This window comes from Massilia sp. YIM B02763 (assembly GCF_030412015.1).
Lineage (GTDB): Bacteria > Pseudomonadota > Gammaproteobacteria > Burkholderiales > Burkholderiaceae_D > Telluria.
On record NZ_JASNRD010000001.1, the window covers coordinates 75,475 to 95,610 of the forward strand.

At 68.7% G+C, this 20,136-nt stretch carries 20 protein-coding genes; 12 read left to right on the top strand and 8 right to left on the bottom strand.

Annotation, left to right across the window (positions count from 1 at the left end):
* Positions 1-177: 177 nt before the first annotated feature.
* The 3 genes from QPK32_RS00310 to QPK32_RS00320 are packed head-to-tail and all read left to right on the top strand — an operon-like array spanning position 178 to position 2,473.
* Positions 178-516, top strand: coding sequence for a DUF3649 domain-containing protein (locus QPK32_RS00310; protein WP_290410790.1), 339 nt, complete (start codon positions 178-180; stop codon positions 514-516).
* Positions 513-2,111 carry a PepSY domain-containing protein gene (locus QPK32_RS00315; protein ID WP_290410791.1) on the top strand — a complete coding sequence of 533 codons (1,599 nt, stop codon included), beginning with the start codon at positions 513-515 and terminating at the stop codon, positions 2,109-2,111. The genes QPK32_RS00310 and QPK32_RS00315 overlap by 4 nt, the downstream gene beginning before the upstream one ends.
* Positions 2,108-2,473 carry a DUF3325 domain-containing protein gene (locus QPK32_RS00320; protein ID WP_290410792.1) on the top strand — a complete coding sequence of 122 codons (366 nt, stop codon included), beginning with the start codon at positions 2,108-2,110 and terminating at the stop codon, positions 2,471-2,473. Before QPK32_RS00315 ends, QPK32_RS00320 begins: the two co-directional genes overlap by 4 nt.
* Positions 2,474-2,602: 129 nt before the next feature.
* Here QPK32_RS00320 and nfsB read toward each other — a convergent pair whose 3' ends face one another.
* Both nfsB and QPK32_RS00330 read right to left on the bottom strand, forming a co-directional pair.
* Positions 2,603-3,256, bottom strand: coding sequence for an oxygen-insensitive NAD(P)H nitroreductase (gene nfsB, locus QPK32_RS00325; RefSeq protein WP_290410793.1), 654 nt, complete (start codon positions 3,254-3,256; stop codon positions 2,603-2,605).
* A gap of 35 nt (positions 3,257-3,291) precedes the next feature.
* Entirely contained in the window at positions 3,292-4,443 is a 1,152-nt protein-coding gene (locus QPK32_RS00330) for an L-dopachrome tautomerase-related protein (RefSeq protein ID WP_290410794.1), read from the bottom strand.
* 180 nt (positions 4,444-4,623) lie between these two features.
* On the opposite strand from QPK32_RS00330, the gene QPK32_RS00335 reads away from it, so the two are divergent.
* Positions 4,624-5,523 carry a LysR family transcriptional regulator gene (locus QPK32_RS00335; protein ID WP_290410795.1) on the top strand — a complete coding sequence of 300 codons (900 nt, stop codon included), beginning with the start codon at positions 4,624-4,626 and terminating at the stop codon, positions 5,521-5,523.
* A 16-nt stretch (positions 5,524-5,539) separates the two neighbouring features.
* Here the strand turns inward: QPK32_RS00335 and QPK32_RS00340 are convergent, their stop codons facing one another.
* Entirely contained in the window at positions 5,540-6,478 is a 939-nt protein-coding gene (locus QPK32_RS00340; RefSeq protein ID WP_308632406.1) for an RNA polymerase sigma-70 factor, read from the bottom strand.
* Between the two features lie 73 nt (positions 6,479-6,551).
* The gene (locus QPK32_RS00345) at positions 6,552-6,950 is read right to left on the bottom strand and encodes a hypothetical protein (protein WP_290410796.1); all 399 of its coding nucleotides are present in this window, start codon (positions 6,948-6,950) and stop codon (positions 6,552-6,554) included.
* Between the two features lie 233 nt (positions 6,951-7,183).
* On the opposite strand from QPK32_RS00345, the gene QPK32_RS00350 reads away from it, so the two are divergent.
* Positions 7,184-8,623 (top strand): hypothetical protein, encoded by a 1,440-nt coding sequence (locus QPK32_RS00350; protein ID WP_290410797.1) that lies wholly within the window; start codon positions 7,184-7,186, stop codon positions 8,621-8,623.
* 14 nt (positions 8,624-8,637) lie between these two features.
* On the opposite strand, the gene QPK32_RS00355 is transcribed toward QPK32_RS00350, so the two are convergent.
* Positions 8,638-9,321: a TetR/AcrR family transcriptional regulator gene (locus tag QPK32_RS00355; protein ID WP_290410798.1), complete on the bottom strand. Its 684-nt coding sequence runs from the start codon at positions 9,319-9,321 to the stop codon at positions 8,638-8,640.
* Between the two features lie 173 nt (positions 9,322-9,494).
* On the opposite strand from QPK32_RS00355, the gene QPK32_RS00360 reads away from it, so the two are divergent.
* The 6 genes from QPK32_RS00360 (at position 9,495) to QPK32_RS00385 (ending at position 15,444) form a co-directional block, all read left to right on the top strand.
* Positions 9,495-12,443, top strand: coding sequence for a polymer-forming cytoskeletal protein (locus tag QPK32_RS00360; protein WP_290410799.1), 2,949 nt, complete (start codon positions 9,495-9,497; stop codon positions 12,441-12,443).
* Positions 12,440-12,925 (top strand): Tfp pilus assembly protein FimT/FimU, encoded by a 486-nt coding sequence (locus tag QPK32_RS00365; protein WP_290410800.1) that lies wholly within the window; start codon positions 12,440-12,442, stop codon positions 12,923-12,925. The genes QPK32_RS00360 and QPK32_RS00365 overlap by 4 nt, the downstream gene beginning before the upstream one ends.
* Positions 12,915-13,400 carry a prepilin-type N-terminal cleavage/methylation domain-containing protein gene (locus tag QPK32_RS00370; RefSeq protein ID WP_290410801.1) on the top strand — a complete coding sequence of 162 codons (486 nt, stop codon included), beginning with the start codon at positions 12,915-12,917 and terminating at the stop codon, positions 13,398-13,400. Before QPK32_RS00365 ends, QPK32_RS00370 begins: the two co-directional genes overlap by 11 nt.
* Complete coding sequence (locus QPK32_RS00375; protein ID WP_290410802.1) at positions 13,397-14,248, top strand: type II secretion system protein; 852 nt, start codon at positions 13,397-13,399, stop codon at positions 14,246-14,248. The genes QPK32_RS00370 and QPK32_RS00375 overlap by 4 nt, the downstream gene beginning before the upstream one ends.
* Positions 14,245-14,736: an MSHA biogenesis protein MshP gene (locus QPK32_RS00380; RefSeq protein WP_290410803.1), complete on the top strand. Its 492-nt coding sequence runs from the start codon at positions 14,245-14,247 to the stop codon at positions 14,734-14,736. Before QPK32_RS00375 ends, QPK32_RS00380 begins: the two co-directional genes overlap by 4 nt.
* 162 nt (positions 14,737-14,898) lie before the next feature.
* Positions 14,899-15,444, top strand: a complete 546-nt coding sequence (locus QPK32_RS00385) for a hypothetical protein (protein WP_290410804.1) — start codon at positions 14,899-14,901, stop codon at positions 15,442-15,444.
* A gap of 135 nt (positions 15,445-15,579) precedes the next feature.
* Here QPK32_RS00385 and QPK32_RS00390 read toward each other — a convergent pair whose 3' ends face one another.
* Complete coding sequence (locus QPK32_RS00390; protein ID WP_290410805.1) at positions 15,580-15,738, bottom strand: hypothetical protein; 159 nt, start codon at positions 15,736-15,738, stop codon at positions 15,580-15,582.
* Between the two features lie 234 nt (positions 15,739-15,972).
* On the opposite strand from QPK32_RS00390, the gene QPK32_RS00395 reads away from it, so the two are divergent.
* Complete coding sequence (locus tag QPK32_RS00395; RefSeq protein WP_290410806.1) at positions 15,973-18,915, top strand: PAS domain-containing protein; 2,943 nt, start codon at positions 15,973-15,975, stop codon at positions 18,913-18,915.
* On the opposite strand, the gene QPK32_RS00400 is transcribed toward QPK32_RS00395, so the two are convergent.
* Both QPK32_RS00400 and QPK32_RS00405 read right to left on the bottom strand, forming a co-directional pair.
* Positions 18,850-19,233, bottom strand: coding sequence for a nuclear transport factor 2 family protein (locus QPK32_RS00400; protein WP_290410807.1), 384 nt, complete (start codon positions 19,231-19,233; stop codon positions 18,850-18,852). The two genes, QPK32_RS00395 and QPK32_RS00400, sit on opposite strands and share 66 nt — an antisense overlap.
* A complete protein-coding gene (locus QPK32_RS00405) occupies positions 19,230-20,126 on the bottom strand; it encodes a protein phosphatase 2C domain-containing protein (protein ID WP_290410808.1) in 897 nt (298 codons plus the stop codon). Before QPK32_RS00405 ends, QPK32_RS00400 begins: the two co-directional genes overlap by 4 nt.
* Positions 20,127-20,136: the final 10 nt, after the last annotated feature.

A 20,136-nucleotide genomic window follows, 5' to 3' on the forward strand; every position in this document is an offset into this window, starting at 1 on the left:
ATTCGCAAATGAGAATTGCTCGCAACTATAGCCATAACATTCCGACATGTCCATGCTTTTCATTATTTCGCAAGAATATTTCCTTACTTGGCCACACCCGCCTTGCAAGGCTTTCCAACATGTTGAACACGTGACTATAATGAGAATCATTCTCATTCCGTTCCGAACTCGACCACCATGCACTCCACTTCATCCGAGGAAGCGCGCCCCGCGCGAACGCTTCCGGCCCACGGCCTGCGCTACCGGGCGGCCGTCGCGTCGCGCGCCGTTGCAGCGATCTGCGGCGGCTATCTGCTGGCCAGCCTGTGCACGCGTGCCCTCACCCTTGGCCTGTCCATGGCTCCGGTCGACAACGTGGTCGCGGCGACGCTCGCCGGGCTGGCCATCTATGCCGTCGCGGCAATGTGGGCGTTCGCGGCGGCGAGCGCCACGCGCGCCTGGCTGGGACTGGGCGGCGCCTGCGCGCTGGCAGCCATCGCGGCGCAGGCGCTGCGCGCCGCCGGAGGTGGCGCATGAAGGAAGGCTTCCGCCAATCGATGGCATGGCTGCACACCTGGTCGGGCCTGCTGGTCGGCTGGATCCTGTTCATGGTGTTCGCGGCCGGCACTGCCAGCTACTTCCGCGACGAGATGACGCTGTGGATGAAGCCGGAGCTGCACGCGGCCGCGCCGGCCCGCGTGCCGCAGGCCGCCGCCATCGACCTCGCCCGCAAGACGCTGGAGGCCAAGGCCGGCACCAGCCGGCGCTGGTTCATCACGATGCCTACGCGCCGCAACCCGGCGCTGGAAGCGGGCTGGATCCCGGCGCCGCCCAAGGGCGCCGCCCCGGACGCGCGGCCGAAGCGCCGCAGCTTCGGCAGCGTGACGATCGACCCGGCAACCGGCCAGGAACTGGCCAAGGCACGCGCGACCCGCGGCGGCGACTTCTTCTTCCGCCTGCACTTCGACCTGCACTACATGTCGGCCTTGTGGGGACGCTGGATCGTCGGCTTCTGCGCCATGTTCATGCTGGTGGCCATCCTGTCCGGCATCGTCACCCACAAGCACATCTTCAAGGATTTCTTCACCTTCCGGCCGGGCAAGGGCCAGCGCTCCTGGCTCGACGCCCACAACGTCAGCGCCGTGCTGGCCCTGCCCTACCACCTGATGATCACGTACACGGGCCTCGTGACCCTGATGTTCATGTACCTGCCGGCCGGTGTGCAGGCCGTCTACCACGACCGGTCCGAGGCCTTTTACGCGGACCTGAACGGCGGGCCGGCCGGCACCACGAAGCCCTCGAAGGAACTGGCGCCCCTCGCGCCGCTGGGCCCGATGGTGGCCGAGGCGAGCCGCCTGTGGCAGGGCGCGCCCGTGGGACGGATCACGGTCACCAACCCCGGCCATGCCAACGCCACCGTCAACCTCGTGCTGCAGGAGGGCCGCGACATGACGCAGGACCTGCCCAACCTCGTCTTCGACGGCGCCACCGGCAAGCTGCTCTCCGACCCGGCGCACGCGAGCGGCGGCGCGGTGCAGACGCGCGGCGTACTGTACGGCCTGCACGTGGGCCGCTTCGCCGACCCGTTCGTGCGCGCGCTGTTCTTCGTTTCCGGCCTGGCCGGCTGCGCGATGGTCGCCACGGGCCTGCTGATGTGGGCCGTGAAGGAGCGCCCCAGGCACCTCAAGGTACGCAAGGACGGCAGCATCGGCTTCGGTCTGCGCCTCGTCGACGGCCTGAACGTGGCCGGCATCGCCGGCCTGCTGGCCGCCATGCCCGTGTTCTTCTGGGCCAACCGCCTGGTCCCGGTGGGCGGCGCCGGGCGAGCGGACGTGGAAATCGCCTGGTTCTTCGGCGCCTGGGCCGTCGCCGCCGTATCCGGCCTGGCCTTTCCGACGCGCTGGATGTGGCGCCTGCAGCTGGCCGTGGGCGGCGCGCTGTTCGCCCTGCTGCCGGTACTGAACGCCGCCACCGGCGGCGCCGGCCTGGCGACGAGCCTGTCGCAGGGCCTGTGGGCCATCGCGGGCTTCGACCTCGTGAGCCTGCTGCTGGGCGTGCTGCTGCTGGCGGCCGCGTACCGGCTGCGCGCACGCACCGCGGCGGCGCCGCGCCTGGCGGAGCGCACGGCATGAGCGGCATGCATGACTTCCTGCTGGCGCTGGCGGGTCTCGGCGCCGCGATGGCCGGTTTCGTCTCCCTCAGCCTCGCGATGGACCGTCACTGGGAACAGCTGCACGGGCGGGGCTCGGAACCGCGGCCCGCGTCGAAACGCTGGCTGCACGTGGGCGGGATCGCGGGCCTGGCCGTATCGCTGCTGGCCTGCATCGCCCTGCGCGGCGCGGGACAGGGCTGGGTGGCGTGGGCGGGGATGCTGACGGTGGCCGCGGGGGCGCTGGCCATGATGCTGACGTACGCGACGCGCGGCGTGGCGAGACTGGGGATGGGAGCCGCGGCGGTGTCGCTGCTATCCTTGATCGGAACGGCGGCGACCTGACATCGGCGCGCAGGCGGCACACTTCATCCACGCGCAGGCGGAATCCAATCTTGCGAGCATCGCTGCTGCGCACATGAGATTGGGTCCCTGCCTGCGCAGGGACGACGCTCTTCAGCCGCGGACCGGCGTTCAGATGTCGGTGAACAGCACATCCTCCGCCAGGCGCGACTTCGGCAGCTTCGCATTGAAGTCGTCATTCCCGCCATAGCCGAACGACACGATCACCGTCGCCGTGTAGCCCTTCTCGCGCAGCCCCAGCTCGCGGTCCAGCACGGCCGCATCGAAACCTTCCATCGGCGTCGCGCCGACTTCGAGGGCCGCGGCGCCCAGCAGCAGCGTACCCAGGGCCAGGTAGGTCTGTTTTTCGTGCCAGTGCGCCACGTCCTTGCGCTCGAAGCGGTGCAGGTTCGTGTACGACTTGCGCGAGCCGTCCTGGGAGGTCCTGGCCGCATCGTTGATGAAGCGGCCATCGCGCTCTTCCTGCGCCAGCACCGCCTGCAGGTGGGAGGCGTCGGGCTCGACGCGGCTGGCCAGCACGACCACGTGCGAGGCGTCGCGGATCTTCGGCGCGTTGTACTGGTAGCCGGCGTCGGCCGCCTTGGCGATGCGCTCCTTGCCTTCCGGGGTCGACGCCATGACGAAGTGCCAGGGCTGGGAATTCACCGACGACGGGGCCAGGCGCAGCAGTTCGCGCAGGCGCTCGACGATGCCGGCCGGGATGCGGCGCGCGCTGTCGTAGGCCTTGACGGTACGGCGCTCGCGCGCGACTTGGACGATATCCATGGTGTTCTCCTTCGTGTGCTCGTTTGCGTGCTTGATTACTTGGTGGGGGCCGGTGCCGTGCCGATCTTCACGCGCAGCAGGCGGTAGGGTTGCTGGCGCAAGTCCTTGCCGTTGTTGAAGCCGGCCTGGCGGTTCAGCTGGTTGGCGGTGAAGTACAGGTAGCCGTCCGGACCGATCGACAGCGTGTCGGGCCACACGATGTCCGGACCCTGGGCGATGGTGCTCCACTTGCCGTCCGCCGACAGCTTGCGGATCGCATTGTGTTCGTAGTCGCCGCCATAGACGTTGCCGGCGGCGTCCGCCTCGAGGCCGTCCGAAGCGCCCTTCTTGCCCAGGTTCTTCACGGCCTTGGCGATCTGGGCGTCGGTGACGGCCGGGTCGCGCAGCAGCGCGGTCGGCACCGAGTAGAGCGTGCGCGCGGACAGCGCCGAGAAGTACAGCGTCTTGCCGTCGCCCGACAGCGCGATGCCGTCGGATGCCACGTTGAACGGCTGGGACTTGCCGTCGGGGCCGGTCGATGCGAGCGGCTTGCCTTCCACACGCGCCGCGAAACCCTTTTCCGGGGACGTGAGCGGGCTGCCGCTCAGGCGTCGCAGCGCCTTGCCGGTGCCCAGGTCGAGCACGATCAGGCCGCCCGGACCCTTGATGGACGAGTCCGTGACGTAGGCCACGCCTTCGCTGCCGACGCGGAAGTCGAAACGCATGTCGTTGACGTAGGTGGTCGGCAGGATCACGTCGGCCGGGAACACGACGGTCTTGACGACCTTGTTGGTCTTCAGGTCCACCGCCACCAGCTTGGCGCCGCCGGCTTTCGGCTCGCCGAAGCCCGGCGCGGCCGTGTCGAGGATCCACACGCGGCCCTGGCCGTCCGCGACGACGCTCTGCACGCTGATCAGGCCCTTGGCCGGATCGGCGTTTTCCTGGTTGAAGGCGGCGTCCGGATAGGCGACCGTCTTGCCGTTCACGACTTCGGCCACGCTGAACTTGACGTCGTCGCCCCATTTCGGGAAGTTGACGAAGATGCGGCCCGTCTCCGTGACGGTCACGCCGGTCGGCATCGCGCCGGTGAACTCGGCCACGCGCTCGACGGCGGCGGCCGGCTTCGCGTCCGCGGCGAACGCATGACCGATGCCGGAGGCGGCGAACACGGCGCCGGCGACGAGGGCGGAGATCTTCAAGCGTTTCATGGTGGACTCCTTCTATCTATATGGATGGGGTGAAGCGTTGTTTTGTTGTACGGTGGCTCCCGCGTGTAGACTGCTGCTTTGTTGCTTACGTCACACGAAGGAGATGGGTCCCATGATAGGAAGTGCCGAGCTGATGAAAAACTGGTGGAATCGGTTAGCACTTTCACTCGCGGAGTGAAAATGGTCCGCTTCGAAGATCTCGACCTGTTCGTCCGCACGGCGGCCTGCGGCAGCTTCTCCAAGGCGGCGCGCGAAGCGAACCTGCTGCCCGGCCAGGTCAGCGCGGCCATCATGCGCCTGGAGCGCGACCTCGAACTGCGCCTGTTCGCCCGCTCCACGCGCAGCCTGCGCCTGACGGACGAGGGAGAACGCTACCTGCCGTATGCCAGGGAAGTCATCGAGCTGCTGCACAGCGGACGCGAAGTGCTGCGCCGCGACGACGCCGAGCTGACGGGCACCCTGCTGCTGGCCGCGCCGTCCGACTTCGGCCGCAACCTGCTGCTGCCGTGGATCGGCGAGTTCCGCCGCCGCCACCCGCGCCTGGAAGTGCGCCTGCAGCTGTCGGACCAGGTGACGGACGTGTTCCGCGACCGCGTCGACATCGCGCTGCGCTATGGCCAGCCCGAGGATGCCAGCTTCGTCGCCCTACCGCTGGCGCCGGACAACCGGCGTGTGCTGGTCGCCTCGCCCGCCTACCTGGAACAATGCGGCGCCCCCGCCTCGCTGGACGACCTGCAGCACCACAGCTGCCTGCTGTGGCAGTTGCAGGGACGCGTCTACGACAAATGGGTCTTCCCGATCGGCAAGGCGCGCCGCATCGTCCAGGTGAAGGGCGCGCTCGTGTGCGACGACTCCGACGTGGTGCGGCGCTGGGTGCTGGCCGGCGAAGGCATCGCCTACCGCTCCTGGCTGGACGTGGGCACGGACGTGCGCGCGGGCCGCCTGGCCGTCGTGCTGCCGGACCAGCCGGGCGAACCCGCGCCGCTGAACATGGTATGCCCGCACCGGCGCCAGTTCTCGCCGGCCGTGCGCCAGCTGCATGCGCTGCTGGCCGAGCGCTGCGCAGCGCTCTCTCCATGATGCCGGCTGCCCCACCCTACGGGATCAAGCGGCGCAGCGCCCCCAACTTGTCCGGATTGCGCACGATGTAAACGGCGGCGATGCGACCGTCCTCGACCAGGAAGGACGTCACGGAATCCGGCACGCCGCCGATCCAGGTGAGGATGCCCGGCTCGCCGTTGACGTCCACGATGTCGCGCCGCACGTCGATCCCCCACTTGCGCTCGATGCCGATGACGAGGCGGGCGATGCGGCCGGCCCCGATCACGGTGCGCACGACGGTGGTCGCCTTGCCGCCGCCGTCGCCCGTGAAGGTGGCGTCGTGCGCCAGCAGCGCCTGGACCTTGGCCAAGTCGCCGGAGCGGCTGGCGTCGATGAAGCGCGCCAGCAGCGCCAGGTGCGCCTCGCGGTCGACGGCGAAGCGCGGGCGCTCGGCGCGCACCCGCTCGCGGGCCCGCTGCAGCGTCTTGCGGCAGGCCGCCTCGCTTTTTCCCACCATGGCCGCCACCTGCGCGTGGTCGAATTCGAATACCTGGTGCAGCAGGAACACGGCGCGTTCTTCCGGCGCCAGCCGCTCCATCATCACGAGGAAGGCGGTCGAGATGTCGCCGGCCGCCTCCAGCGCGTGTTCCGGCGACTCCACGGCCGCTTCGACGGCGTCGCCCAGCAGGGGTTCGGGCAGCCACGCCCCGAAATAGCGTTCGCGCTCGGCGATGGCGCCGCGCAGGCGGTCGATCGACAGGCGCGTGACCACGGTGACCAGCCAGGCCTCGGGGTTTCTTGCGTCCACGCTGCCGCCGCCCTGCCAGCGCAGCCAGGCTTCCTGGACGATGTCCTCGGCATCCGCGCGGATGCCGAGCATGCGGTAGGCGATGCCGAACAGGCGCGGGCGCAGGCGCGTGAAGACGGCGACGGGGTTGGCAACAGTGTTGGCGACCGCGTCGCCGCTGGGAAGAATTGAGGTGTCCATGTCCATGAGACGGTATGCGCGGCCGTTGCGTGACAGGCGCCGGCAAAAAACGCTGCCGGCCACACCCGATTCTACGGCCTTACGCCGTTTCGCAGCGTAAATCGGCGACAAGCGCCCCGACATCCATCCCCGGCTTGATCCTGCCGTGCGAACGGCCCGGCCGCACCCGCAGCGGCGCGCGCGGGGTATTGGTGCGCGTCGGCGTCAGCGCGCCGTCGTAGGACGGCATCTCCGCATCGATCTCGACGATACCGTCGTCCACGACCGACAGGAACCGGGCGACGGCGATCCGCACGATGGCGCGGTTCGGCAGTTCGGCCTTCAGTTGCACCTTGCGGTTGAAATACAGGTAGCTGTGCACGGTGCCTTCGGGCGTGGCGATGTCGACGCGCTTCGGCAGCGAAAAACCATAGCGTCCGGTCGCCCAGAGCTTGACGATGCAGGTGCCGTGCAGTGGTGACGAGAATGTGAAGTTCATGCAGCGATGCTAACGTCAGCAATGGATGAGCACGCTTCGAAATTGTTTCACGCAGTAACGGCTGGAACACTTGTTTCCTCAGGTATATGCATGCTTGGACGCTGGCAGCGCACGATACCCTTAATCAATTTACAGGCAAAAAATCGGCTGTTACTCTTGTAACACCGCCGCGCCGCCGCCTTGCCGGGCCGCCGAGCGCGGCGCCTCATCCACAACCGCCAAGGAGTGCATCCATGTTTGTACCCAGGACCGACGAACACGCTATCAATTTCCTGCCCCCGTATTTCGATCCCGACTACGTCGAGCATGCCGTCAAGCCGTTCATGGCCGGTTCCATCATCACCGGAGAGAAGCCGCTGCTGCCCCTCATCGACACGGAGCTGACCAAGGAAAAGGCGATCCCGCCGCATATCTTCGGCATGCTGTACGAGGACTGGACCCCGAACATGGACGAGGAAGGCCTGTCCGTCTTCCTGCAGGGCTACGAGAACCGCGGCCCGGACAACGAGCGCAAGCGCATCTACTACACGGCCTTCACCCCCGACCTGTACCCGGCCCGGTACCAGCCCAAGATGGCTGCCTTCATGGACAAGCTGTTCGTGCCGGAGCACGCCGGCAAGCCGCTGATGCAGGCCTATTACGGCAGCTACTTCGACCTGTACTGGGACCTGCACCTGGGCGTCTCGGGAGAGCAGATCCCCGACGAGATCCGCGAGATCGGCAAGGCCTTCAATACCGTGATCGGCTTCTGGTTCCCGACTTCGGACCTCGTCTACCAGAGCTATATGAAGGTGCGCAAGCTGCGTCCCTTCCTGCGCGACTGGGTCGACGCCCGCGTCGAGGACATCCTGCAGGGCCGCACGCCCGGCTATGACAAGACCATCGTGCACAGCTGGATCAAGAACGGGGAACTGAAGGAGCACTTCCGGCGCAAGGACATCGTGTTCGAATGCTTCCACAACTTCCTCGCCTTCAGCCAATGGGGCAACACGCTGTTCAACATCGTGGCGCGCCTGTCCGACGACGATGGCGACCCGGCCGTCAAGGACTGGTTCGCCCGCACGATGGCCGACCCGGACCGGCGCGACGCCTCCCCGTTCACGCCGCTCGACCGCTTCGCGATGGAGCTGTTCCGCGTCATTTCCCCGAACGGCGGCAGCTATTCGCTGTCGAACGCGCGCCAGAGCATCAGCGGCCAGGGCTACAACGGCGTGCTGACGCTGCACCCGACCTCGAACCGCAATCCCCTGCACTGGCCCGACCCCGACGCGTTCAACCCGGACCGCTACCTCGACGCGCCGCTCACCTCGCAGCACGACGAAGCCGCGGCGCAGCAGGCTGGCCTGCGGGGCTGCCCGTTCGCCAGGAAGGCGCGCGCCCTGCGCGACGGCCGCGACGGCACGATCGAGAACAGCGGCTACGGCGCCGTCTACGCGGTCGTGGACGGCGTCACCTATCCGGTGCCGGACACGCCCGGCTACGCGCCGTTCGGCTTCGGCTACCGCCGCTGCCCCGGCGAGCTGTTCACGATCGGCTTCGTCCAGGACTTCCTGCGCAAGGTGCATGCGGCGGACGTGCGCTTCGAGAAGCTGGCGGACCCGCATCCGGCCAAGCTGCCGGTGGGCCCCATCACGGTGATCGACGACCGCTACGCATTCCGCCTGGGCCGCTGAGGCTCGTCCGACGATCAGGCCGCGGGCGCGTCCAGCCCGGCCAGGCCGGCCAGGATCACGCGCACGCCGGCCGCGATGAAGGCCTCTGGCGCCCCCACCTCGCGCTCCGTCAGCACGCGGTTGGCGGCGAGCAGGGTAAAGCCGTGGACGTGGGCCCATAACAGGCCCAGGACCTTCTTTTCGTCGATCTCCGGCGGAAGGACGCCGGCCTGGCGGCAGCGGTCGATGATGCGCAGCAGGATCGCGCGCGTCTGCTCCAGCGCCGGCAGCGGCTCGGCCTTGTCCCACAGCTCGCGGTCGGTGCCGAACATGACCTGGGCATGGGCCGGATGGCCGGCGGCGAAGCGGTAATAGCAGGCGCAGGCGTCGAAGATCTGGCGCCGCGGCTCCTCCGGGTGGCGCGCCGCCACCTCTTCCAGCGCCGCAGCCAGCATGCCGAATCCGATGTCGGCGATCCGGTTCAGCATCGCCTGCTTGGACTTGAAATGGCGGTAGGGCGCCATGTGCGAGATGCCGGCCGCCGCGGCGATGTCGCGGAACGTGATCGCGCTCGGATGGCGCTCCCGGGTCAGGTCCAGGAATGTCGCGACGATCAGCTCGGGCATGTTGCGCGCCGTTTTCGCTTCCTGTCCACCGCCCTGCCCCCTGTCCGCCCTCGCCTCGCCGGACGTGTACTGCTCCTCCATATGCTCTCCCATACTGCGTTCGCCGTCTCCCTGCGGCCTCGGGGCGATTCTACCCGTTGGCGGCGCGAGACAGCCACGCGCCTCTCCGCCCCCGGATAATGGCAAGGACACTTGATTTTACGCAAGATTGCTAACCGTCAAGCTATAATCGGCGCATTCCATCGACGACACCCGCTGCCGCCCCCATGCCGTTGCGCCGCCCGCTTTTCGTGCTGCTGTCCCTGTTCCTGTTCCTGCTGCTGTGCGCGGTGGGCACGGCGGCGCGCGCCGGCGACACGTACACGTTTGCCGGCAATCCCGTGACGGGCTGCACGCTGTCCGGCAAAACCTATACGTGCCCGGCCCTGCCGCTGCCGAATTGGGACGACCGGGTCGTGATCTCGGGCGGCTACACCGTCACCGCCAACGGCGACGTCAATTTCGGCTACGACCAGGGCCTGTCCATCAGCGGCGGCGGCACCCTCAAGATCAGCGGCAACCTCGACATCGGCAACATCCGCACTTCGCTACTGCAGGTGAACGGCGCCACGCTTGTCGCCGGCAAGACCTTCTCTATCGGCGCGCAGGTGCAGACCATCGTGGCGGATATCACGGCGGCCTCGATGAACCTCGGCACCGGCTCGCAAACCAAGATTACCGGCAAGGTCGTCTCGAGCGGGCCCGTGAACATCGCGTCGTACACGACCATCGTCGGGCCGGTGAGCGGCACGACGATCGTCACCAATTCGCCGGTGACGCTGACGGGGGATGTGACGGCGACCACGTCGCTGTCCCTCGCGTCCTACAGCACGATCAAGGGGAACATCGTCGCGCCCGTCATCACGTCGGGTTCGCCGATCACGGTCGAGGGCAACGTCACCGCGAAACAGAGCTTCCAGATCGCGTCCGGAAGTTCCGTCAAGGGCAATGTCACGACCGGCGAACTGACGCTCGACGCCTCGGAGGCGATCATCAACGGCAGCGCCACCGTCAACCACGCCACGCTGAACTGGCACGGCCGCGTGACGGACACGATCGTATGCACCGGCGGCACCGCGCCGGGCCAGTGCGATTGCGTGACCAACCAGAGCGGCTACGACATCCGCAAGAATGCCAACAGCAAGGCGGACGGGCCCTATTGCGAAGGAAAGGCGCAGCCGGCGCCGGCGCTGGACCATTTCGTAATCAGCCACGCCCAGGACGCCAGCGTGTGCGCGCCGTCCAGCGTCACGATCACCGCCTGCGCGAACGCGAGCTGCAGCAGCACCTACACCGGCGGCGCCAACGTCACGCTGCAGCCGATGAACCAGCCGATCGCCATCGACGGTAGCGGCAGCGCCACCGCGGACGTCATGATGCAGCCGGTCGGGAACATCACGCTCTCGCTGGCCAGCAATGGCGTGCGCCAGCCCGCGTCCTGCCGCGTCAACGGAACGGGCGCCACATCGAATTGCGGCGTCCAGGTCAGCGATATCGGGCTGTCGCTGGCAGTTGGCTCGGACAATGCCTTCGTCGCGAGCCAGGACAACATCGCTACCCGCAGCCGCCTGACCATCAGCGCGCTGCGCTATGACGGGAAGGCGTGCAAACCCCTATTCAGCAATACCAACCGCGACATCAACCTGTCTTTCGCCTACGACAATCCGGGGTCGGGAACCGTCGCTCCCATCGTCGCCGGCAAAAAGCTGACGGCCCAGCCGCAGGCGATCAGCCTGTCCTTCGACGTCGACGGCATTGCGAAGCCGTCGCTGGCCTACGCCGATGCCGGGCGGCTCACGCTGGTGGCGTCCTATACGGGACAGGAATCGCAGGCGAAAGGCAGCGTCACGGCCGTCGCGGTCCCTGCCCGGTTCGATGTCGCCGTGATCCTGCCGGCAAAGAAGATCGCGGGCAGCCCCATCACGGCGACGGCTACGGCCAAGAACGCCGACGGCGACACCACGCCGAACTTCGGCGCGGAGGCCCAAGCGGTGATCCCTTGGCTGGACGGGAAGAAGTGCAACCCGATCGACGGCGCGCACGGGTTGAAGGTCGCGGCCGACGGCAGCGCGGTCGTTAAACCAGAGCCGGGAGCCAATGCGCCTCCCCTGAAGCCCACCATGAACAAAGCGGGCGTGCAGACGTTCGCGCTGCGCATGGACGAAGCGGGCGGCGCCAACCTGGCTGCCGGCGTGGACGCCTATCTCGACAAGCGTACGATCGCCGGCACTACGGGCGACGCCCCATCGTGCGCCATCGCCACGTTCATCCCGGCGTATTTCCAGATCGATTTCACACCGTCATGGGCACGCACGACCCTGCAGGACGGCGTCAAAATGAACCAGTATTATTCGGACGAGCGCGGCATCCAGCTGAAGGTGACGGCGATGAACCTGCGCGACCAGAAGACCACGAACTACGCCAAGGACCTCGCCCACAACGTGGCACTGAGTGTCCTCGACGAGAAGGGCAGCCTCGTCGCCGCGTCATTGGGAAACCTCGTCAGCGCACAGGCGGCATGTTCGTCCAAGCCCGATTCGCCTTCCATGGTCTGCGCCGAGCGGTTCGACGCCGGAAGCGCCAGCTGGAATGGCGGCTATCGGTTCGCGGCGCAAAAATCGGCGCCGCTGACCGCGAGGCTGCGCGCGACCGAGGCCGTTGCCGCCGATCCCGTGAGCTCGTCCGCGCACGCGCCGGAGCCGCAAGTCGTCATCCGCACCGGCCGGGTGCGCCTGTCGAACGTCTACGGGAGCGCCAACAAGCCGCTCACGATGCCGGTGAGTGTCGAATACTGGAGCGGCAACGCCTGGCTGCGCAACGTCGAGGACAGCACGTCCTTGTTCACGCAGGCGGCTTTCGCGCTGACCAGCCAGGCCCTGAACAATACGACGCCGACCTTTACACCCGTCAAGAAGGGAGCGGGCACCCTCGCCCTGCAACCGCCGGCCGGTTCGGGACCAGGATTCGTCGACGTCGCCTTGAACCTGGGCAGTACCGGCGCGACGCATTCCTGCCGTGCCGACAAGGCCAACGCGCCGGGCGCGAAGAGCGAGTTCCTGCGTGCCGTCGATCCGTCTTGCGACACCGACCTGCGCGACCCTTCGGCGCGGGCCACCTTCGGCATCTTTGCGCCGGAGCGCCGCCGCGTCATCCACATGCGCGAGGTGTTCCGATGAGGCGCGGCGGGTTCACCCTGGTCGAACTGATCACCGTGCTGCTGCTGATCGGCGTGATGGCGGCCGTTGCGGTGCCGCGCCTGGCCAACCGCAGCGACGGCGCGGCGCTGTCCTACGGCGATCAGGTCGTGAGCGCGCTGCGCCTGGCCCGCGCCACGGCCGTCGCGCATCGCCGCCTGGTCTGCGTCGGCGCCGGCCCCGACGCCATGGTGCTGAGGATGGCGACGGCGCCGGGCGCAAACGTGTGCGACGCCGCGCTGGCCGGCGTCGCCGACGACGATTACCGCAGCAGCGCCGACACCGTCGTCAGCGGCGGACTGGCGGGCCTGGCGAATGGGCAGCCCAGGCACATTTACTTCCAGCCCGACGGCACGATCACCGATGCCGCCGGCGCGATCCTGAACGGCGCCGTCACGATCGAGGTCGACGGGTTCGCCGCCCGCACCATCCAGCTGTTCGGAGCCACCGGTCATGTGGAATAAGCGTATGCAGCACACGCGCAACGGGGGCGTCACCCTCGTCGAACTGATCGTCGCCATCGTCATCGTCGCCGTCGCCCTCGCGGGCGCCGTCGCCGCGTTCACGCGGACGGACCGCGCCAGCGTCGATCCCGTGATCGTGCGCCAAATGGCCACCATTGCCGACGGCTTGATGGAGGAGATCCTCCTCAAGCCCTTCTCCAACGATGCGGCGGCGGCGCCGGCGCAACGGATCGATTTCGCCAAGGTCGCGGACTATAACAACTACGGCAAGGACAAGAAAGGCATCGTCGACGTCGAAGGCGTCGCCGTGCCTGGACTGGAACACTATGGGGTATTGGTCGAGGTGCGTCATCCGCTGGCCGGCGAATTGCTGACGAACGTTCCCGGCGACGACACCTGGAAAATCGTCATCACGGTGCGTTACGACGGCGTTACCGATCCTTTCAAGCTGACCGGCTGGAGGACCAAACCGTGAAGCGCAACCGTGGATTCACCCTCGTCGAGATGATCGTCACCATCGCCCTGGTGGGGATCGTCGGCGCCATCCTGACCCTGCAGATCAAGCCGGCGCTGCAGTCCTACCAGTTCGTCGCCCGCCGCGCCAGCCTGGTCAACCAGGCCGATACGGCCCTCCACCGCATGGTGACGGACGTGCGCTCGGCCGTGCCGAACTCGCTGAACATGACGCCGACGCCGGCGGGCATCTGCATGGAGATGGTGCCGACCGTGGCCGGTGGCCGCTACCGCGTCGAACCGGATACGACAAGGCCGGATGACAGCCGTGCCTACGATCCCGGCGCGACGGACAAGGTCTTCGATGTGCTGACCGCGCTGCCGAACGCCGCGCGCGGAGACATCGTCGTGATCGGCAACCAGAGTACCGACGATCTGTACCAGTCGAGGAGCAATATGGCCCCCATCAAGGCAATCAGCGCGCCACCCGCCGGCATCGGCGTGGTGCGCCTCGCACTCGAAAACAGCGCCCCGTTTTCCGCGCGCGACGATGGCGCCCGCTTCGTCGTCGTGCCGCAGAACGAGCAGGTCGTGGGCTACCTGTGCGCGGGCGGCAACGGCCGCCTTGCCGGCGGCGATGGCAGGGGCACGCTGCTGCGTACCGTCCGCAAGCTCACCGATCCCGGAAACTGCCCCACCGCCGGCGCGCCGGCCGTCGTCGCCAGCAAGGTGGCGGACTGCGGCTTCGTCTATCGCGAAAACGAAGGCGCCACGCAACAGAGCGGCTACCTGCAATTGCGCCTCGGCCTTGCGAACGGCGACGAGTCCGTGTCCTTGACGGCGGGCGCCCACGTGGAGAACGTGCCATGAAGCGCGCACCGCAGCAAAGCGGCTTCGCCTACATCGCCGCCATCGTCTTCCTGCTGGTGCTGGCCGCGTTCGCGCTGGCCGCGCTGCGCCTGCAGGGTGCGCAGCAGGCGACCATCGACGGCAGCGTGCTCGGCATGCGCGCCGACCAGGCCGCGCGCGGCGGCCTCGAATGGGCGCTCTACCAGATCCGCGACAGCAAGGCCCAGTCCTGCACCGCCATCGCCACGCGCACCCTGAACGACTTCGTGACCGACACGGGCTTCAAGGTCACCGTCACCTGCGCGGCCGCCACCTACAACGAGGGGCTCGACTACAACGGGGGAACGCCGCAGGCGCAGAAGAAAAACATCTTCGAACTGACGGCCACCGCGTGCAACGGAACGGGTGCGAGCTGCCCGGATGCGGGCAGCGTGACGGCGCGCGACTACGTCGAGCGCAAGCGTTCGGTGTCGCTGTGCGGCATCGAGGGGAACGTGGCGGACTGCTAGCCGGCAGCTACATCCCGTTTACGGCGGCGCGCCTGCTTTTTATGCGGTCTTTGCCGCGCCGCGCCTAAACTGGCCGGGTTCCAACAGCCCAAGGAATCCCATGCACCCCGACCCCGTCCCGCTCCCCCTTCCTTCGCATCCGTCCGTTGCCGGAGGTGTACGATGATCGTCGCCATCGCCGGCGGACATCCCGATCCGCTCCACGGACTGCTCGGAAAGACCCTTGCCGACCTGCGCCGCCGCGACGGCTGCCGCGTGCTCGTCGTCGACGCGGCGTGCGGGCAGCGCCTCGACTGCGCCGCCGATTGCTTCGACGACGTGCTGGTGGCCGCCGGCGACTGCGGGTCGGAGGAATGCCGCTCGGCGCTGGCCGCGGCCCAGGTGGCGCTGGTGCCCATCGCGCCGGAAGAAGCGGATGCGGCGCGCCATTACGCGCTGATCGCGCGTCTGAACGCGGCGCGCATGTTCAATCCGGGATTGCGGGTGCTGTTCGTCGCGACCCCGGATGGCGAGGGCGCGGCGGCGGACGGCGTGCATGCCGTGCGTGCCTATGCCGCGGAAGTCATGTCCGGCCACGTGGCCGCGACGGTGCTGGATCGGCGCGCCTTGCTGGCCGGGCCGGGCGTCGGCATCGACGACGGCATTGCCGCATTGAGCACGGAGGTGTTCGGCTGCGCGCATGCGCGCCGCCATGCCATCCACCATTGAGAGCCGCGCACCAACCAGTACTGCGCACGGGCGCGCCGGTCATTACGTTCCGGCGCGCTTGCGGCGATGGCTGCGGCGAGGATTTTCTGAAGGAACGCGCGCTCCCGCCCGGCGTGCGGCAGTGCGCGCGGAAGGTCACATGGGCGTGACGCGTGCCATGGCGTCGCCGGCCTTGGCGAGCGCCACGGCGACGGGCAAGGCGCACAGCACCAGCATGACGCCGATGCGTACGCGGCGGGCGCGCTGTTTCTGTTCGGCCAGGCGCGAAATACGGATTCCTGCATCATGTTTCATGGAAGCCTCGCTTACTTGTGGTGATTATGTGAGATGAATAGGCCAATCATAATATGGCGGGCCGGGAAACGACGACACGAATGAACCGGACGCCATGCGTGCCGGCTCTAATCTTTACGCATGGAAAGTATCAGGGTACACCCGGCCTCTTGACAAATCCATGCGCTACAATCAGGGCTTGGCAAGTTTTGTCGAAAACGTCTGTTTTTTTCAACGCCTTACCGGTATCCCACCATGCCCACCCCGCAGGAACGCCTGAAATTCGATAGCCTCAAGGACGTCCTGTCCCGCGCGGTACGCGGCGCGCCGTTCGACGACCTGCTGTCCGGCCTGCTGCAGGCGGCCCACGCGCTCACCGGCCCGGATACCCAGGCCGCGATCTACGTGGCCGACGATGCCGGCGCGCTGCTGCACCTGAGCGCCGCCGCCGGCCTGGCGCCGGGCTTCATGGAGGCGCTGCGCACAGTGCCGGTCGATGCCGGACAGGCAGCCTGCGGCCGCGCGGCGGCGCTGCGCGCCACCGTGGTGGTGCCCGACGTGCTGGCCGAGCCGCGCATGGCGCCCTACCTCGGCCTGGCGCGCGACTACGGCGTGCGCGCCTGCTGGTCGTTTCCGCTGCATGCGCCGGATGGCCACGTGCTGGGCACCCTCGCCTTCTACCACGGCCATCCGTGCAGTCCCGATGCCGGCATGTGCGCCGACCTGGGCTACTTCGCCGACATGGCCGCGCTCGTGATCGAACGCCACCTGCGCGAACAACGGAATGCCCGCATCCAGGCCGAGGCCGACCGCCGCCGCCGGCTGTACGAGGCCGTGCTGGGCACCACGCCGGACCTCGTCTACGTGTTCGACCTGGACCACCGCTTCACCTACGCGAACGCCGTGCTGCTGCAGATGTGGGGCCGGACCTGGGACGAGGCGATCGGCAAGAACTGCCTGGAGCTGGGCTATCCGGACTGGCACGCGGCCATGCATGGCCGCGAGATCGAGCAGGTCAAGGCCACGCGCAAGCCGATCCGCGGCGTGGTGCCATTCGACGGCGCCTTCGGCCTGCGCTACTACGACTACATCTTCACGCCCGTGATCGGACCGGACGGCGAAGTGGAGGCGATCGCCGGCACCACGCGCGACGTCACGGAGATCAAGCAGGCCGAGGACGCGCTGCGGGCCAGCCGCCAGGACGCGCTGGCGGCCGCGCGCGCCGCCGAGGCCGAGCGCCAGCGCCTGGACGCATTCCTGCAGGCCGTCCCCGTCGGCATCGCGTACTGCGACGCCGACGGCAAGGTCGTGCTGGTGAACGCCGCGACCCGCGAGCTGTGGGGCAAACAGCCGCAGAGCGACACGCGCGCCGCGCGCGGCTGGTGGGCCGACGGTTCCGCGCGCGACGGCCAGCCGATCGCGGCGCAAGAATGGGCCCTGGTACGCGCGCTGGCCGGCGAGGACGTGGACGGCGACCTGGTCGAGATCGAACCATTCACGCCGGAGGCCGCGCGCCGCCGCCTCCTGCTGCGCGCGACCGCCGTGCGCGACGGGACGGGCGCCATCACGGGCGCCGTCGTGGCCCAGACCGACATCACCGAGCGGGTGCGTGTGGAGGCGGCGCTGCGCGAAAGCGAACGGCGCTTCCGCACCATCACCAATGCGATGCCGCAGATGGTCTGGACCGCGCGCCCGGACGGCAGCATCGATTACCACAATGCCCAGTTCTACCGCTTCGCAGGCCTGGCGCCGGGCGAGGCCGAGGGCCTGGACTGGGCCGAGCGGGCGCTGCACCCGGACGACCGCGCCGGCGCCCGCACGGCCTGGGCACGCAGCATCGCCACCGGCGCGCCCTACGAGATGACCTACCGCCTGCGGCTCGCGTCCGGCGACTACCGCTGGATCCTGGCGCGCGCCCTGCCGCTGCGCGACGACGCCGGCGCCATCGTCCAGTGGCTCGGCACGGACACCGACATCCACGCCAACAAGCTGGCCGAGGATGCGCTGCAGGCGGCCAACCGCCGCAAGGACGAATTCCTGGCCATGCTGGCGCACGAGCTGCGCAATCCGCTGGCGCCGATCAGCGCGGCCGCCCAGGTGCTGCGCATCGCGCCGAACGATCCGGCCAAGGTGCGCAACTACGCGGAACTGATCGGGCGCCAGGTCAGCCACATGACGGCGCTCGTCAACGACCTGCTGGACGTCTCGCGCGTCACCCGCGGCATGGTGCAGTTCGACAAGACGCTGGTCGACCTGCGCAGCGTCGTCGCCAGCGCCGCCGAACAGGTACAGCCGCTGGTCGAGGCCAGCCGCCACGCGCTGTCCATCGACGCCGGGGCATCCACGGTCCCCGTGCTCGTGTGGGGCGACCGCGCGCGCCTGGTCCAGGTCGTGGCCAACCTGCTCGCCAACGCCGCCAAGTACACGCCGCCGGGCGGCAGCATCGCGCTCGACATGACGGTCGAGCCGGATGCCGCGACCATCCGCGTGCGCGACGACGGCAGCGGCATCGAGGCGGGGCTGCTGCCGCACATCTTCGAACTCTTCACCCAGGGCAAGCGCACGCCGGACCGCGCCCAGGGCGGCCTGGGACTGGGCCTGGCGCTGGCGCGCACCATCGTCGCGGCCCATGACGGCAGCATCGCCGCCGACAGCGCGGGCCCGGGCCTGGGCAGCTGTTTCACCGTGACGCTGCCGCTGTCGCTGCAACGGGAGGCCGACGCGCCCAGGCCCGCCGGCGCAGCCGCCGCCATCGCCACGCCGCTGAACATCGTGCTGGTCGACGACAACGCCGATGCCGCCGCCACGCTCGCGGCGCTGCTGCACGCGGGCGGCCACCGCGTCGCCGCCATCGCCGACCCGGCCCAGGCCGTGGCGGCCGCGCTCGCCGATCCGCCCGACGCCTTCATCCTCGACATCGGCATGCCGGGCATGGACGGCCACGAACTGGCGCGCCGCCTGCGCCGCGAAGCTCCCCTCGGAACTGCCATGTACATTGCCCTGACGGGCTACGGCCAGCCGCACGACCGCGAGCTGTCGCGCCAGGCCGGCTTCGACCATCACCTGGTGAAGCCGGTCGATGCGGACGAGCTGCTCGGATTGCTGCGCCAGCGCGCCGTCCCCCAGCCGCGCTCAGCTGCGGTCGACGATGCGGACAATGCGTCCGCCGGCGAAACCGAATTCCGATTCCCCGCTTAGCGCGAGCTCGGTCCCTGCCTGCGGCCCGTCCGGAATGTCGACGGCAAGCGTGCCGCGCCAGTCGATGCGCGCCAGCAGACCGTCACCGTGCGCGGCAAGGCTGGCGATGCGCTGCTCGCGCTGCGAGAACATGCCCTTCGCCTGTTCCGCCAGGCCGCGGAAGGCGTCGATGCCCTCGGACGACGCCGTCATCTGGCCGCCAGCCCAGTTCTCGAAGCGCACGTCGGGCGCGAGCGGGGCAAGCATGCCGTCGATATCGAAGGCATTATAGGCGTCGATGTAGCGCGCGACCAGGTCGCGCCGCAGGCTGTCGTTCATGCCGCCTCCTTCCGTGACGAGCCGAAGCGCCAGGCCACGGCCGACGCATCGTCGGCGCGCTTGGCGGTGATGCCGGCGGCCGCCACCGCGCCCGCCTCGAACGCCCTCAACTCGTCCACGAGCGCATCGAGGCCCCGTTCCAGGGCGGCGGCGGCCAGTGCCGCGTCGTCGTACAGGCCGTAGGTGTCGACCAGGCGGTAGAAGCCGTCCGTCATGGCGAGCAGCTGGCCCTGCGCCGGCGCGTCCAGCGTCCTGGTGCGCGCCGCGAACGGGCCGCGCGGCTCCAGGCACAATACCTGCGGGTGGGCGGCCGTGTTCTGGGCATGGCGGCGCGCCTGCAGCATCGGCAGCAGCCGCTCCCAGCGCGCGGCGGCGTCGGTCACGCCTTCGGCCACGAGGGCGGCCACCGCCGCCTGCACTTCGCGCTCCGCCGGGTTGTCGAACGGGTCCAGGTCGCGCACGCCGTCGCCGTCCTGCAGCAGGAGCTTGCTGTCCCCCAGGCAGTACAGTTCCAGCCGGGCCGGTGCCATGCCTTCCGCTTGCACGCGCCCCTGGCGCACGCGCACCCAGGACAGCGTCGCCACCGGCCAGTCGTGCGGCGGGACGTTCGTCGCGGCCGCCACCGCGCGGTACGCAGCCCGGGTGCCGACCAGCGCCTGGGCCACCAGGCTTTCCTGGCTGCCGGCGCGGTGCAGCACGGCCGCCAGGTCGGCGGCGAATTGCTGCACGAACCAGGACGGATCGCTGGCGCCGGCGCGCACGTGGCGCTGCGGGGACAGCGGCGTGGCGCCGTCCATCACGATGATGTCGACGACCCCGTGCCGTTCGTGCACGGCGACCAGGTCTTCGTTGATGTGGCCCTTGCCGGCCGATGTCACGAGGCTGTAACGCACTACGCCCTCC